At 74.2% G+C, this 13,122-nt stretch carries 15 protein-coding genes; 8 read left to right on the top strand and 7 right to left on the bottom strand.

Going from position 1 to position 13,122, the window contains the following annotated elements:
* Positions 1 to 28: 28 nt before the first annotated feature.
* Both GA0070609_RS19295 and GA0070609_RS19290 read right to left on the bottom strand, forming a co-directional pair.
* Positions 29 to 1,609 (bottom strand): MDR family MFS transporter, encoded by a 1,581-nt coding sequence (locus tag GA0070609_RS19295; RefSeq protein ID WP_088995081.1) that lies wholly within the window; start codon positions 1,607 to 1,609, stop codon positions 29 to 31.
* 69 nt (positions 1,610 to 1,678) lie between these two features.
* Positions 1,679 to 2,293 carry a TetR/AcrR family transcriptional regulator gene (locus tag GA0070609_RS19290; protein ID WP_088995080.1) on the bottom strand — a complete coding sequence of 205 codons (615 nt, stop codon included), beginning with the start codon at positions 2,291 to 2,293 and terminating at the stop codon, positions 1,679 to 1,681.
* Between the two features lie 397 nt (positions 2,294 to 2,690).
* Here GA0070609_RS19290 and GA0070609_RS19285 point away from each other — a divergent pair, with 397 nt between their 5' ends.
* The 3 genes from GA0070609_RS19285 to GA0070609_RS19275 all read left to right on the top strand — a co-directional run bounded on the left by GA0070609_RS19285 (position 2,691) and on the right by GA0070609_RS19275 (position 4,522).
* Positions 2,691 to 3,143: a hypothetical protein gene (locus GA0070609_RS19285; RefSeq protein ID WP_088995079.1), complete on the top strand. Its 453-nt coding sequence runs from the start codon at positions 2,691 to 2,693 to the stop codon at positions 3,141 to 3,143.
* A gap of 44 nt (positions 3,144 to 3,187) precedes the next feature.
* On the top strand, positions 3,188 to 3,538 hold the full coding sequence (locus GA0070609_RS19280) for a hypothetical protein (RefSeq protein WP_393350303.1): 351 nt from the start codon (positions 3,188 to 3,190) through the stop codon (positions 3,536 to 3,538).
* Positions 3,539 to 3,616: 78 nt separating this feature from the next.
* Positions 3,617 to 4,522: a siderophore-interacting protein gene (locus GA0070609_RS19275; protein ID WP_088995077.1), complete on the top strand. Its 906-nt coding sequence runs from the start codon at positions 3,617 to 3,619 to the stop codon at positions 4,520 to 4,522.
* Positions 4,523 to 4,642: 120 nt separating this feature from the next.
* On the opposite strand, the gene GA0070609_RS19270 is transcribed toward GA0070609_RS19275, so the two are convergent.
* Complete coding sequence (locus tag GA0070609_RS19270; RefSeq protein ID WP_088995076.1) at positions 4,643 to 5,158, bottom strand: 2'-5' RNA ligase family protein; 516 nt, start codon at positions 5,156 to 5,158, stop codon at positions 4,643 to 4,645.
* Positions 5,159 to 5,236: 78 nt separating this feature from the next.
* Between GA0070609_RS19270 and GA0070609_RS19265 the strand changes: the two genes are divergently transcribed.
* Positions 5,237 to 5,755 carry a mycothiol transferase gene (locus tag GA0070609_RS19265; RefSeq protein WP_088995075.1) on the top strand — a complete coding sequence of 173 codons (519 nt, stop codon included), beginning with the start codon at positions 5,237 to 5,239 and terminating at the stop codon, positions 5,753 to 5,755.
* 1 nt (position 5,756) lies between these two features.
* Here the strand turns inward: GA0070609_RS19265 and GA0070609_RS19260 are convergent, their stop codons facing one another.
* A complete protein-coding gene (locus GA0070609_RS19260) occupies positions 5,757 to 6,803 on the bottom strand; it encodes an NAD(P)-dependent alcohol dehydrogenase (RefSeq protein ID WP_088995074.1) in 1,047 nt (348 codons plus the stop codon).
* A gap of 180 nt (positions 6,804 to 6,983) precedes the next feature.
* Here GA0070609_RS19260 and GA0070609_RS19255 point away from each other — a divergent pair, with 180 nt between their 5' ends.
* Together GA0070609_RS19255 and GA0070609_RS19250 are read left to right on the top strand one after the other, a co-directional pair.
* Entirely contained in the window at positions 6,984 to 7,361 is a 378-nt protein-coding gene (locus GA0070609_RS19255) for an SCP2 sterol-binding domain-containing protein (RefSeq protein ID WP_088995073.1), read from the top strand.
* Complete coding sequence (locus tag GA0070609_RS19250) at positions 7,358 to 9,415, top strand: amylo-alpha-1,6-glucosidase (protein WP_088995072.1); 2,058 nt, start codon at positions 7,358 to 7,360, stop codon at positions 9,413 to 9,415. The genes GA0070609_RS19255 and GA0070609_RS19250 overlap by 4 nt, the downstream gene beginning before the upstream one ends.
* On the opposite strand, the gene GA0070609_RS19245 is transcribed toward GA0070609_RS19250, so the two are convergent.
* The 3 genes from GA0070609_RS19245 to GA0070609_RS19235 all read right to left on the bottom strand — a co-directional run bounded on the left by GA0070609_RS19245 (position 9,387) and on the right by GA0070609_RS19235 (position 11,760).
* Positions 9,387 to 10,103 carry a Pr6Pr family membrane protein gene (locus GA0070609_RS19245; RefSeq protein WP_172899369.1) on the bottom strand — a complete coding sequence of 239 codons (717 nt, stop codon included), beginning with the start codon at positions 10,101 to 10,103 and terminating at the stop codon, positions 9,387 to 9,389. The two genes, GA0070609_RS19250 and GA0070609_RS19245, sit on opposite strands and share 29 nt — an antisense overlap.
* Positions 10,104 to 10,180: 77 nt before the next feature.
* A complete protein-coding gene (locus tag GA0070609_RS19240; RefSeq protein WP_157748244.1) occupies positions 10,181 to 10,963 on the bottom strand; it encodes a hypothetical protein in 783 nt (260 codons plus the stop codon).
* 290 nt (positions 10,964 to 11,253) lie between these two features.
* Positions 11,254 to 11,760, bottom strand: a complete 507-nt coding sequence (locus GA0070609_RS19235) for a DinB family protein (RefSeq protein ID WP_088995070.1) — start codon at positions 11,758 to 11,760, stop codon at positions 11,254 to 11,256.
* A 119-nt stretch (positions 11,761 to 11,879) separates the two neighbouring features.
* On the opposite strand from GA0070609_RS19235, the gene GA0070609_RS19230 reads away from it, so the two are divergent.
* Both GA0070609_RS19230 and GA0070609_RS19225 read left to right on the top strand, forming a co-directional pair.
* Positions 11,880 to 12,791, top strand: a complete 912-nt coding sequence (locus GA0070609_RS19230) for a DUF72 domain-containing protein (RefSeq protein ID WP_088997834.1) — start codon at positions 11,880 to 11,882, stop codon at positions 12,789 to 12,791.
* Between the two features lie 111 nt (positions 12,792 to 12,902).
* On the top strand, positions 12,903 to 13,094 hold the full coding sequence (locus tag GA0070609_RS19225) for a hypothetical protein (RefSeq protein WP_157748243.1): 192 nt from the start codon (positions 12,903 to 12,905) through the stop codon (positions 13,092 to 13,094).
* Positions 13,095 to 13,122: the final 28 nt, after the last annotated feature.

The following is a 13,122-nucleotide window of genomic DNA, read 5'->3' as shown; positions in this document are numbered from 1 at the left end:
CCGGCCGCCCACCCCGCCGCCGTACGGGTCAGTGCCCGGCCGCCTGCGCGGCGGCCTCCTCCTGCGCCCGCCGCTCGTCGCCGCTGAGCGTGTGCAGCGGCTTCTCCTTGATGAACAGCACCACGATGAGGGCGAGCACCGCGAACGGCGTGCCGACCAAGAACAGGTCGGCGGTGGCGACGCCGTAGACCTCCTGCACGATGCGCAGCACCGGCTCGGGCAGCGCGGACAGGTCGGGCACCTCGGCCGAGCCGCTGCCGCCGGTCGCGGCCGGCCCGAGCTTCTCGGTCATCAGCGAGGTGACCCGGTTGGCCAGCAGGGCGCCCAGGGCGCTGACCCCGATCGCACCACCCATGCTGCGGAAGAAGGTGAGCACGGAGGTGGCCGCACCGAGTTCGTGCGCCGGCACGTCGTTCTGCGCGGCGAGCACCAGGTTCTGCATGAGCATGCCGACGCCGACGCCGAGCACGGCCATGTAGACCGAGAGCACGAGCACGCTGGTGCCGGCGTCGATGGTGCCCAGCAGCAGCATCCCGACGGTCATCACGGCCGCCCCGGCCACCAGGTACGCCTTCCACCGGCCGTACTTGGTGATGAGCTGGCCGGCGACCGTCGACGAGACCAGCAGACCGAAGATCATCGGCAGGCTCATCAGGCCCGCCACGGTCGGCGACTTGCCCAGTGAGATCTGGAAGTACTGGGACAGGAAGACGGTGCCGCCGAACATCGCGACGCCGACCAGCACGCTGGCGATGGTGGCCAGCGAGACGGTCCGGTTGCGGAAGATGTCCAGCGGGACGATCGGGTCGGTCGCCCGCGCCTCGACCCGTACGGCCAGCGCCAGCAGCAGGATCCCGCCGACCACCATCAGCGCGGTCCAGCCCGAGGCCCAGGCGAACGTGTTCCCGGCCAGCGACGACCAGATCAGCAGCGTGCTGACGCCCGCGGTGATCAGTACGGCACCGAGCCAGTCGATGGTGACCTGCCGCCGGACGACCGGCAGGTGCAGGGTGCGCTGCAGCAGCACGATGGAGAGCAGGGTGAACGGGACGCCGATCAGGAAGCACCACCGCCAACCCAGCCACGAGGTGTCCACCAGCACGCCGCCGATCAGCGGTCCGGCGATGGTGCCCACGCCGAAGACCGCGCCGAAGATGCCGGCGTAGCGGCCGAGTTCGCGCGGCGGGATCATCGCCGCCATGACGATGGTGGCCAGCGCGGTCATGCCACCCGCGCCGATGCCCTGCACCACCCGGCTGGCCAGCAGCACCTCGACGTTCGGGGTGAAGCCCGCGATCAGCGAACCCACCACGAACAGCCCCAGCGACAGCTGGATCAGCAGCTTCTTGCTGTACAGGTCGGCCATCTTGCCCCACAGCGGCACCGTTGCCGTCATGGCGAGCAGTTCACTGGTGACGATCCAGGTGTAGATGGTCTGGCTGCCGTTGAGATCGGCGATGATCCGCGGCAGCGCGTTCGCCACCACGGTGGAGGCGAGGATCGACACGAACATGCCGACCATCAGGCCGGAGAGGGCCTGGAGGACCTCCCGGCGCGACATTCGCGCGCCGGCCTCGGCGGGCCCGGCGGGTGGGGCGGTAGCGGTCATTGACGCTCCCTCGTGGGGTGTTCCGGACAGGCGGACCCGGGGCGGCGGCGCCCGGGGTGCGGGTGGGGCTCAGGGCCGGGGATCCGGCAGGCCGGCGGCGACCGCGGCGAACGCCTCGTCGACCAGGTCCCGCAGCGGCCGGGTGTCGGCCTCGGCGGCCCAGCGCAGCAGGGCGATGCGGAACGCGGCGCCGGCCACCGCGGCGACCAGGGCCGGGTGGTTGTGGTCGGGCGGCACACCGAGTCGGCTGGCGAGGGCCTCGACGATCGCCCGCTCGGCCTCGGCGTTGCCGGCGATCAGCCGGGTCAGCAGCGCCGGGTTGCGGTCGATGACCGCCAGCCGCAGCCGCCACAGCTCCCGGTCGGCCTGCATCGTCTCGACCGTCTCGGTCAGCGCCAGCCGGATCGCCTCCAGCGCCGGCACCCCGGCCGGGGTCGCGACCAACCGCGCCAGCAGCACTTCCCGGTCGGCCGCCGGGTTGCCGATGAGCGCCTCGTCCTTGGACGAGAAGTAGTTGAAGAAGGTGCGCGCCGAGACGTCGGCCGCCTCGCTGATCTGCTCGACGGTGACGTTCTCCAAGCCGTGCTCGGCGACCAGCCGCAGCGCGGCGGTGGTCAGGGCGTCCCTGGTGAGCCGCTTCTTGCGGTCCCGGCGCCCCGGCGTGGTCTGCTCGGCAACCGTCACGCGGGGACGCTACGAGGAAACTTGCACGCTCTGCAAGTTTTTATCGAATGAAGTGATGTTGGCGACTCCGGCGGCGCCCGCCACCCGCCGGGCCGCCGTCGCGCCACCGTCGGTCCGATGCCTTCGACCACCGCCGCTGACCTGCGGTTATGTGTCAAATCCCGGGTGGACGGAGGTTCCCGGACAGTGGTACGACTGGGGTACGTCGACCCGGCCAACGGTGGCCTGTCGTCGCTCGTGGTCACCGGCGTCGGTGCGGTGCCCGGCTCCCTGGTGCGGGCCCGCCAGGCAGCCGGACGGCGGGAACGGGCGTCCCGCCGGCAGTCGACGCGGGGTCCGTCGCCGTCCGGCAACGCCGTCCGCCGGCGGCGGTGGACCATCACCTCAAGGAGCCGCCGTGCCCCACATCCGAATCCGTTCGCGGCACCAACCGTTCGAGATCGCCGTCCTGGTGACCGCTCCGGTCTGCGGCCTGCTCCTGATCGTCCTCGACGTCCGGCCGCAGTCGGTGGAGCTGGCCATGCCCGCCCCGATCCAGGTCGGCTGGGAGTCGGGCCTGATCCTCGTCGGGATCACCGGCCTGCTCGGCGTGCTCTGGCCGGGGCGGCTCTCCACCGCCCTCGGCATCGAGCTGGCGGCGGTGCTGGTGCTGGCCACCCTCACCGGCATGTACGCCGTGGCGCTGACCGTGGTCTCGGGCCGGCAGGCGGTCGCCGCCGCGTCGTTCATCGCCGCCGTGGCCGCCGGTTCGGGGTGGCGTTCGCTGGAGATCCTGCTCGACCTGCGCCGGATGGTGCGGGCCAGCCAGCTCGCCCGTGCCGACCCGCTCGCCGCCGGGGGTGGCAGGTGAGCACTCCGGCTCCGTCCCCCACCGCCCCGCAGTGGCTCCAGGTCCTGCTCTCCGTCCTCGGCGTGCTCGGCGGAGCCGGTGGCCTCGCCGTCATCGCGACCGTCGTGGTGCAGCGCGGGAAGTTCAAGGCGGACGCCGCCGACACCCTCACCGACGCGGCCCTCACCCTGGTGCAGCCGTTGCGTACCCGGGTGACCGAGCTGGAGGAGGAGGCGCTGGTCGCCCGGTCGCAGCTGGCGAACTCGCGCGAGCAGGTGCAGCAGCTGCGGGCGACGGTCTGGGATCTCCGCGGCCGGCTGGACCGGTGGCGGGCGGCGATCCTCGCGCCCGACGCCACGTTGCGCAAGATCCGTGCGTTGGTGGCCGAGAGCGACCGGCGGCCGGAGCGTCCGTAGCCGGTCCGTTCCACCGACCGGGTGTCGGGGCGGGGGCCGCCGATCACCCCGATATTCGGTTAGCCTAGCCTAACCACCATGACCCAGGCCCTGCCCGTCGCGCCGTGGCGCGTCTTCACCGTCGAGGTCCGCGCGGTACGCCGGATCAGCCCGTCGTTCCTGCGGGTCACCTTCACCGGCCCGGACCTCGACCGCTTCGCCGACAACGGCTACGACCAGCGGATCAAACTGGCGTTCCCGCTGGCCGGGGAGAACGGCGTGCGGCTGCCCGACGGCGAGGACTGGTACGCGCAGTGGCGGGCGCTGCCGGAGGAGCGGCGCAACCCGATCCGCACCTACACCGTCCGGGCCGTCCGCCCGCTGCTCAGCGAGGTGGACGTCGACCTGGTGCTGCACGGTGACGGCGGCCCGGCCACCCGGTGGGCCCGCCGAGCCCGCCCCGGCGACGAGATCGCCATCCTCGGCCCGGACGCCGGTTACCCGGGCGACCACGGCGGGGTGGAGTTCCGCCCGCCGTCGACCAGCCACCTGCTGCTGGCCGGCGACGAGACCGCCGCCCCGGCAATCTGCGCCATCCTGGAACGGCTGCCGGTCGACACCCGGGGGCGGGCGCTGCTGGAGGTGCCCGAGCCGGCCGACGCGCTGCCGGTCGCCGCGCCGCCCGGGGTCGAGGTCGAGTGGCTGCCCCGGGGCGACGGCGCGCACGGCAGCCGGCTCGTCCCGGCCGTCGCGGCGACGGCGGGCGCACTGCTCGACGACACCGGCACCGGTGCCGACCAGGTGATCGCCGACGTGGACGTCGACCGGGACATCCTCTGGGAGGTGCCCACCCCGGCCGCTCCGGTGCCGCTCTACGCCTGGCTGGCCGGCGAGGCGGCGGTCATCCGTACCCTGCGCCGGCACCTGGTCGGCGAGCGGGGGCTCGACCGGCGCGCGGTGGCGTTCATGGGGTACTGGCGGCTCGGCCGGGCCGACACCGCCTGAGGCGCCGACCGCCCCGGACGGTGGCCGCTCCGGTTGTCGGTTCCCAGGCCCTGGCGGCGGAGGCCGCCGCGCGGAGCGGTCCGCCGGGACGGCGCGGCCGGAGCGCCCGAGGTGAGCGACTCAGGGCAGTGGCCGGGAGATGCCGCGGGCGTGGTCGGTGAGGGCCGCGCCGACCACGGTGGCCTCCAGCGGCAACACCTCCAGGCACCGCCGGACGGCCGCGGCCATCAGCACGTTCGGCACCCGCATGGAGAGCGTGCAGTGCGGCACCCAGCGGCCCGGCCGGTAGTGCTCGACCAGCGTGATCCCGGCCGCGGTGAGCTGGTCGTGCACCCGCCGGTGGTGGTCCAGCAGTTCGGCGGTGGGGGTCGGCCCGAGCCAGAGCACCCGGCCGACGAACTGGCCGGCGTGCTGGAAGGACAGCCGCAGCGGCGCGGCCACCACCGTCCCGGCCAGCGCGGCGGCCACCCGTTCCGGGTCGAAGCGCGGCGCCACCGCGAGCGAGACGTGCGGCCGGTGGCGCTGCTCCAGCAGGGAGCGCATGCTCTGCACGCCCTCGGACTCCAGCGCCTCCCAGAGCACCCGGATCCGCCGGGTGGCGTCGGTGTCCAGGTAGAGCTCCAGCGCCGCGACCACGCGATCACCTTAGGCGGCGGGGTTTGACGGTGGCCCCCGGCGGTACCCGGAGAGGTCCGCACAACCAGGAGGCGCCGGATGGACGTGAACGACCTGCTGACCGAGACGTACGACCGGCTGCCCGCACTCGTCCGCGCAGCGGTCGACGGCCTCACCCCGGAACAGCTGCGGCACCCGCCTGGGCCGGGCGCGAACCCGGTCGGCTGGCTGGTCTGGCACCTGACCCGGCTCCAGGACCACCACGTGTCCGACGCGTTCGGCGTGAAGCAGCTCTGGGCCACCGGCGACTGGGCGGAGCGCTTCGGGCTCAGCCCGGATCCCGACGACACGGGCTACGCGCACACCCCGGAACAGGTCGCCGCGGTGCGTCCGGAGAGCGCGGGAGCGCTGGTGGACTACCACGAGGCGGTGGCGGCGCGCACCCGCACGTTCCTGGCCGGACTACGTCCGCCCGACCTGGACCGGGTGGTCGACGAGTCCTGGGACCCGCCGGTGACCCTCGGCGTCCGGCTGGTCTCCGTGGTCGAGGACGACCTGCAGCACCTCGGCCAGGCCGCCTACGTGCGCGGGCTGATCGAGCGGGGCTGGCGGCCGTAGCTCAGGGCACGATGACCGCTCGCCCGTCCAGCGTGCCGTCCCGCATCTGCCGGTACGCCGTGACCGCCTCCTCCAGCGGGTAGGTCGTCTCCTTCGGCCGCACCAGGCCCCGCGCGCCCAGGTCGAGCACCTCCACCAGCTCCGGCCGGCTGCCCCAGTAGGTGGTCTGGATGCTCAGCTCGTACGGCACGCTGAAGAAGCCGACCGGCAGGGTGCCGCCGCCGATCCCGATGATGGTGAGGTCGCCGACGGTCCGCGCGGCGGCCACGCCCAGCGCCAGGGTGGCATCGGCGCCGACGAAGTCGAGGATCACGTCCGCGCCCCGGCCGCCGGTGAACCGCCGGATCTCGTCGGCGGTCCCTGCGCCGGAGGTCAGGGCCAGGTCGGCGCCGCACTCCTCGGCCAGCCGCAGGGCCGCGTCCCGGGTGTCGACGGCCACCACCCGGGCGGCGGTGGTCGCCTTGAGGATCTGGATGCCGACGTGCCCGAGCCCGCCGACGCCGATCACCACCGCCGTGCTGCCGGGCACGAGCTTCGGCCAGGACCGCCGGATCGCGTGGTACGGGGTGAGGCCGGCGTCGGTCAGCGGCGCCGCCCGCACCGGGTCCAGCCCGTCGGGCAGCGGCACGAGGTGTCGGGCGTCCGGCACCAACTGGTAGTCGGCCATCCCGCCGTCCGCGCCCAGCCCGCCACCGCCACCGGGCGCCGGCGCCGCGGCGGTGTTCTCGCAGTACGGGTCGACGCCGACCCGGCAGCGGGCGCAGGTGCCGCAGCCCCACGGCCCGTAGACGGCCACCGGCTGGCCGACCTCCAGCCCGGTCACCCCGGCGCCGAGGGCGTGCACCCAGCCGGCGTTCTCGTGGCCGAGGGTGAACGGCGGGTTCCAGGGCACCGCGCCGGGCTCGAAGTCGTGCATCAGGTGCAGGTCGGAGTGGCAGGCGCCGGCCCCGCCGATCTTGACGACCACCTGGCCCGGACCCGGGGTGGGTTCGTCGACCTCGATCAGTTCCGGTTCCGACTTCCAGCCCGGCAACCGCAGTGCGCGCATGACCTGACTCCCGTCCGTCCGTTCCACCGTCCACGGCGGGTCTGCCCGCTGACCGGCGACGCAAACAGCGGCCGGAACCGGATCGGCGCGCGGCGCGACCGGGAATCACCCCATCCGGGTGAACGCCCGTCACCCTCGTCCGGGTGACCCTGAGCCTGCGAGGCGCGACGGAGGGAGCCGATGACCGTGTCCGCGGTGGAGTACCTGCGGCGGCTGAAACCCGGTCGCCGGGCCGACCTGCCCGACGCCGTCGCCGGCACGGTGCGGTTGGACATGCGGGAGGACGGGCGGACCGAACACTGGTACCTCGCCATCGCCGACCAGCAGATCCGGGTGAGCCGTTCGTCCGACGACGCCGAGCTGGTGGTCCGCGCCGACCGCGAGGTGTTCGACCAGCTCGCCCGCGGGCGGCTCCATCCGGCCGAGGCGCTGATGCGCAACGAGGTGACCGTGCAGGGCGACATCCGGCTGTTCGTGCTGCTGCGGCGGGTCTTCCCCGGGCCGCCAGACGCCCGGCACCCCCGGAAGCTGCCCTCGACGGCGGGTGACCGCCGATGAGGCAGGAACGGCTGCACGTCATCTCCGGCAACGCCTTCGCCATCGGCGACGCCCAGGGCGACATCGAGGTCGACCCGCACTCACCGGTCGGGCTCTTCTCGTTCGACACGCGGTTCCTGTCCCGCTGGGTGCTCACCGTGGGCGGCGAGCGGCTCGACGCCCTCTCCCGCGACGACCTGACGTACTTCGAGACCCGGTTCGTCCTGGTGCCCGGCGCGGCCAGCCACTACGTCGACGCCGACGTCTCGGTGATCCGGCACCGTTCGCTGGACGACAGCTTCAACGAGCGGCTCATTGTGCTCAACCACGCCGCCGAGCCGGCCGACCTCACCGTACGGATGGAGATCGGGGCCGACTTCGCGGACATCGCCGAGCTCGGCCAGCCGCGGCACCGCGAGGTGGCGGTCACCACCGACCCCGAGCGGGGGCAGCTGCGGCTGCGGTACAACCGCGGTCGGTTCGGTCGGGAGACGGTCGTCTCCAGCACCGCCCCGGTGGACGTCGACCGGGGCGGGATGACGTTCCGGATCCGGGTGGAGCCGAACGGGCAGTGGGCCACCGACCTGCACATCGCGATGACCTTCAAGGGCGAGGCCGGGCGGGACATGCGCGCCGACCTGACCACCCACCGGCAGCACATCCGCCGCGGCATGCGCGAGGACCTGCAGGCCTGGCTGGACCGGGCGCCGCAGCTGACCGCCGAGCACGACGGCCTGTCCGGGCTGTACCGGCGCTGCCTCACCGACCTGGCCGCGCTGCGCTACGAGCCGCTGTCGTCCGTCGACCGGGTCCCGGTGGGTGGCCTGCCCTGGGCGATGTCGCTCTACGGCCGGGACAGCCTCATCACCTGCCTGCAGACCCTGGCGTTCGTGCCGGAGCTGACCCCGGCGACGCTGCGCCTGCTCGCACTGCTGCAGGGCGGGCAGCTCGACGACGAGCACGACGAGGAACCGGGCAAGATCCTGACCGAGCTGCGCTACGGCGAGACCGCCGCCTTCGGTGACCGGCCGACCGCGCTCTACTACGGCGCGGCCGACACCACGCCGCTCTTCGTCGTCCTGCTCGACGAGTACGAGCGCTGGTCGGGCGACGGCGAGCTGGTGCGGCAGCTGCGGCACCCGGCGCGGATGGCGCTGGACTGGATCGACGAGTACGGCGATCTCACCGGCGACGGCTACCTGCGGTACCAGACCCGCAACCCGCGTACCGGCACGGTCAACCAGACCTGGAAGGACTCCGCCGACGCGATCGTGGACCGGGACTGCCGCCAGCCCGCCTTCCCGCGGGCGACCTGTGAGCTGCAGGGCTACGCCTACGACGCCAAGCTGCGCGGCGCGCGACTGGCCCGCGAGTTCTGGGACGACCCGGGGTACGCCGACCGGCTGGAGCGCGAGGCGGCGGAGCTCAAGGAGCGGTTCAACCGGGACTTCTGGCTGCCGGACCGGGGATACTACGCGTTGGCGCTGGGGCCGGCCGGCGAGTCGGTCGACGTGCTGTCGTCCAACATCGGGCACCTGCTGTGGAGCGGGATCGTCGACGAGGCGCGGGCCGGCGCGGTGGCCGAGCACCTGCTCGGCCCGGCGATGTTCAGCGGCTGGGGGATCCGCACCCTGGCCGCCGGGCAGCGCCCGTACAACCCGGTCGGCTCGCACGTCGGCGCGGTCTGGCCGTCGGACAACTCGCTGATCGCCGCCGGCCTGCGCCGCTACGGCTACGACGAGCAGGCGGCCCGGATCGCCGCCGGGATCATGGACATGGCGCACACCCTCGGCGGTGCGGTGCCCGAGGTGATCGCCGGCTACCCGCGCAGCCTCACGATGTATCCGGTGCAGTTGCCGAGCGCCGGCCGGCCCCAGTCCTGGTCCTCAGGGGCGGTGCTGCTGCTGCTCACCACGATGCTCGGTCTGTGCCCGTGCGGGGAGAACATGCTGGTCAACCCCGCGCTGCCGAAGGGGTTCGGACGGATCGAGCTGTTGGACGTCCCGGGCCGCTGGGGCCACGCCGACGCGTACGCCCGGGACCGGGTCAGGAGGTCCGGGGCCCGGCTGCGGTGACCGGGTCGTCCGCCGCCGGCGCCGCCGGCGCTTCAGCCGTCGTCGGCGACGGGGGCGGGGTGGCCCGCCGGGCCAGCCCCCGGTCGACGCCGACGAGGAGGAGGCCGAGCAGCCAGAACGCGACGGCGAAGCCGACCGCGTTCACCGCCACCCCCGGGTAGCCCGACGTCGCCGCGTCCAGGAACGGGTACGGGTAGCGGTGCACGACCAAGCCGCGCAGCAGCGCGAACCCGAGATAGCCGAGGGGGAAGGCCAGCCAGTACAGCGGGTGCCGGAGGCGGAGCCGCCCCCGCCGGTCGAGCAGCGCCCAGTCGGCCAGCGCCAGCAGCGGCACGACCGTGTGCAGCAACTGGTTGCCCAGCGCCTCACCGGGGGCGCGGTCGGGTTGCGCCATGGCGAACGGGCTGGCCGGGTTCGCCAGCAGCAGGTGGTACACCACTCCGGTGATGGTGATGTAGAGGGTGACCGCGCCCTTGACCGCGGGCGGCGGGCCGGGCCGGTCGCGCCAGGCGAGCAGCGCGGCACACCCGGCGAGGAGGCCGACCGCGACGTTGCTCTGGATGGTGAAGTACGGCAGCAGGCCGGTGACGGTGGCCGGCCCGAGCGCGGTGAGCACGATCCCGGCCAGCACGCTGATCACGATCGTCAGCCGGAGAACCACCGCCACGCCCCGACGCCGCAGAGTCATCGGCGCACGCTATCAGCCCGCCTCCCGGCCAGCAGACGTCGATCACCAGCAGACGTGGATCACCGGCGGGCGACCGGTCAGCTCGCGGTGTGTCGGGGCTGGCGGCTGCGATCCGGGCCGGTGGAGGGGACGCGGTCGCCACCGGTCACGGTGGGCCGCTCGTCCGGGGAGGCCGCGGGCGTCGGACGGTCGGTCGCCCGGGTACCCGGTCCACCGTCCGGCCGGTCGGTCGGGGCGCCGGGCGACTTCGACCGGTCCGGGGGGTCGCCCAACGCTCGGTCGCAGTAGTCGTCCACGCGGTTCCTGCCGCCGGCGGCGTCGACAAGGGGGGCGAAGGCGGGGTTCTCCAACGCGCGGCCCGGGTTGTCGGTCACCTCGCGGTAGGCCCGGCACAGGCCGGTCAGCGAGGCGGTCGGCGTGGTGCCGTGGTCGCCCGCACCGGACGGCGACGCCGACGGGCCCGCCGGTTGGCCGGGGGAGGTGGACGGCGGCGACGGCGCCGACGGTGGCGCACTGGCCGGCGCGGGCGCGCGCAACGGGTTCGGCAGGCTTCCGTTCGCGGCCGCGAACGCCACCCCTCCGGTGGCGGCGAGGGTGATGCCGGCCACCAGGGCCCGGACGCCGAACGCGGTGAGGGTGAAGCGCTGCCGCGGCCCGGCCGGCAGGTCGAGCGGCGCCCCGGCCAGCGCCCGCCGGTACGCGTGCACCGCCGCGCCCTCCCCGGCCAGTTCACCGTCGCGCGCCGTGGCGCGGACCGCGGTCAGCAGCAGGACCAACGGCCGGTGGGCGTCCTGCGGGTCGACGACCGGACCGTCGAGCAACCGCTCGACGGTCTCCTGGTCCATCCGGTGTGCGTTCATCTCGTGTCCCTCAGCGCCACCGGCTCCGGTGGTGTCACATCGAAGCCGGTGTGACGTGGGACAAGCGCGGTCCACGCCGCGGGTCGACCGGCGATCAGCCCGACCCGACCGGTGGCGCGACCGGCGTCGCCGGAGCCAGGGCCGGCGGCGGCCGGACCGCCGCGGCCGGAGCACCGCGAAGATGGCTGGGCCGCCGCGGACTGGCCGGAGCGCGCGGGAGCGGCCGGGCCGCGGGAATGGCCGGGGCCTCGCTGCGGCGGCGACCGACCCGGGCACCGGGCATCAGCGGGTCAGCCCATGGTCTTCGCGCCGTCGACCGCCTCGCGGAGGATGTCGGCGTGCCCGGCGTGCTGGGCCGTCTCGGCGATCAGGTGCAGCAGGACCCGGCGCACCGACCAGCTCACCCCCGGCTCGAACCACGGCGCCTGCGGCAGCGGGTGGGCGGCGTCCAGGTCGAGCGTCAGGACCAGCTCGTCCGTCCGGTCGGCGACCCGCGCGTAGTCGTCGAGCAGGGCGGCCAGCGTGTCGGCCTCGGTCATCCGGAACTGGCCGGCCCAGTCCACCGGCTCGCTCTCCATCGCCTCGGCGCCGCCGACCGCGAAGAGCATCCACCGGTGCTCGGTGCCCGCCACGTGCTTGATCAGCCCGCCGAGGCAGAGCTCGCTGACCGTGGTGCGCTGGGCCGCCTGCTCGTCGGTGAGCCCGTCGACGGTCTGCCGGAGGAACCCGCGGTGCCGGCGCAGCGTCTGCAGCAGATCGGTCCGCTCGCCGGTGGTCACCTGCTCCGAGATGGTCATCGATGTCACCCTTCAACCCGACGTCGTGGCGAGGGCCAGGATATGCCGCACCACCGACGGGTTCGTCCCGCCCGCGCCTCCGGTTGCCGATCCGCCCGATCGGCGGTGCACTGAACTACATGGGTGTGATTAAGGTGGGTACGTCGGGCTGGGCCGACCGGATGCTGCTCCGCTCGGGCTGGTATCCCCGGTCCGCGAACACCCCGGCCGGCCGGCTCGGCTGGTACGCCGGCCGGTTCCCGCTGGTCGAGGTGGACACCTCGTACTACGCGGTGCCCGTCCCGGAGACGACCCAGGGCTGGGTGGCCGCCACGCCCGACGGGTTCACCTTCGACGTCAAGGCGTTCAGCCTCTTCACCGGCCACCCCACCCCGGTCGCCGCGCTGCCACGGGACCTGCGCCCGACCGGTGGACCGGCCCGGATCCGTCGCCGCGACCTGCCGCCGGCGGCGTACGACGAGCTGTGGGCCCGGTTCCACGCGGCGCTGGAGCCGCTCGCGGCGGCCGACCGGCTCGGCGCGGTGCTGTTGCAGTTCCCGCCGTGGTTCGCCCGCGGCGAGGCCGCCCGGCGGCGGGTCGCCGACCTGGCCGAGCGGTGCCGGCCGTGGCGGGTGGCCGTGGAGCTGCGCCACGGGTCCTGGTTCGACGGTCCGGCCGCGGCGGAGACCCTGACCTTCCTGCGGAAGCGCGGCCTCACCTTCGCCTGCGTCGACATGCCGCAGGGCCATCCGTCGTCGGTCCCGCCGATCCTGTACGCCACCGCCGGTCTCGCGCTCGTCCGGTTCCACGGCCACAGCGGCGACTGGGTGGACGGCGACAAGCAGGAGAAGTTCCGCTACGCCTACGGCGCGCAGGAGCTGCGCCGGTGGGCCGAGCTGCTGGTCGAGCTGGCCGGACAGAGCGACGAGCTGCACGTGCTGTTCAACAACTGCTGCGGTGACCAGGCGCAGCGGGACGCCGCCCGGCTGGCCGGGCTGCTCGGCGTCGCGCCCGTCGGCGACCAGACGGTCCGCGCCGCCGCGACCGGCTGAGGAACCGGCATCCGCGCCGCCGCAACCGTTCGGCGCGGATCCGACGGCGGGTTTCCCGGTGGGTCGGCCGGGTACCGGCCGGGACGAGGACCGACGGAGGGACAGCACACGATGAGCCAGCAACAGGACCGGCCCGCGGACCGGACGCCGGCGGTGCCGGACGACGCGGCGGCCCGCCGGACCCGCGAGGCGCAGGAGGCGCACGGCGGCAGCATGGCGCCCGGCCTGGTGGACGACACCGGGCACCCGGTCACGGAGCCGCCACCCACCACCGTGGCCGGTGAGGACCGCACCGGTTCCTGACCGCGTCGCCGCGCCGCGGCGGGCAGGG

The sequence above is a fragment of the Micromonospora echinaurantiaca genome (assembly GCF_900090235.1).
Classification (GTDB): Bacteria; Actinomycetota; Actinomycetes; order Mycobacteriales; family Micromonosporaceae; genus Micromonospora; species Micromonospora echinaurantiaca.
This window is presented reverse-complemented; position numbering and strand designations above follow the sequence as displayed.

Bases quoted from the DNA above. Each gene is read 5' to 3' on its own strand.
- GA0070609_RS19295 (WP_088995081.1), bottom strand. From the start codon at position 1,609: ATGACCGCTACCGCCCCACCCGCCGGGCCCGCCGAGGCCGGCGCGCGA.
- GA0070609_RS19275 (WP_088995077.1), top strand. From the start codon at position 3,617: ATGACCCAGGCCCTGCCCGTCGCGCCGTGGCGCGTCTTCACCGTCGAG.
- GA0070609_RS19265 (WP_088995075.1), top strand. From the start codon at position 5,237: ATGGACGTGAACGACCTGCTGACCGAGACGTACGACCGGCTGCCCGCA.
- GA0070609_RS19260 (WP_088995074.1), bottom strand. From the start codon at position 6,803: ATGCGCGCACTGCGGTTGCCGGGCTGGAAGTCGGAACCGGAACTGATC.
- GA0070609_RS19255 (WP_088995073.1), top strand. From the start codon at position 6,984: ATGACCGTGTCCGCGGTGGAGTACCTGCGGCGGCTGAAACCCGGTCGC.
- GA0070609_RS19250 (WP_088995072.1), top strand. From the start codon at position 7,358: ATGAGGCAGGAACGGCTGCACGTCATCTCCGGCAACGCCTTCGCCATC.
- GA0070609_RS19245 (WP_172899369.1), bottom strand. From the start codon at position 10,103: ATGACTCTGCGGCGTCGGGGCGTGGCGGTGGTTCTCCGGCTGACGATC.
- GA0070609_RS19240 (WP_157748244.1), bottom strand. From the start codon at position 10,963: ATGAACGCACACCGGATGGACCAGGAGACCGTCGAGCGGTTGCTCGAC.
- GA0070609_RS19235 (WP_088995070.1), bottom strand. From the start codon at position 11,760: ATGACCATCTCGGAGCAGGTGACCACCGGCGAGCGGACCGATCTGCTG.
- GA0070609_RS19230 (WP_088997834.1), top strand. From the start codon at position 11,880: ATGGGTGTGATTAAGGTGGGTACGTCGGGCTGGGCCGACCGGATGCTG.
- GA0070609_RS19225 (WP_157748243.1), top strand. From the start codon at position 12,903: ATGAGCCAGCAACAGGACCGGCCCGCGGACCGGACGCCGGCGGTGCCG.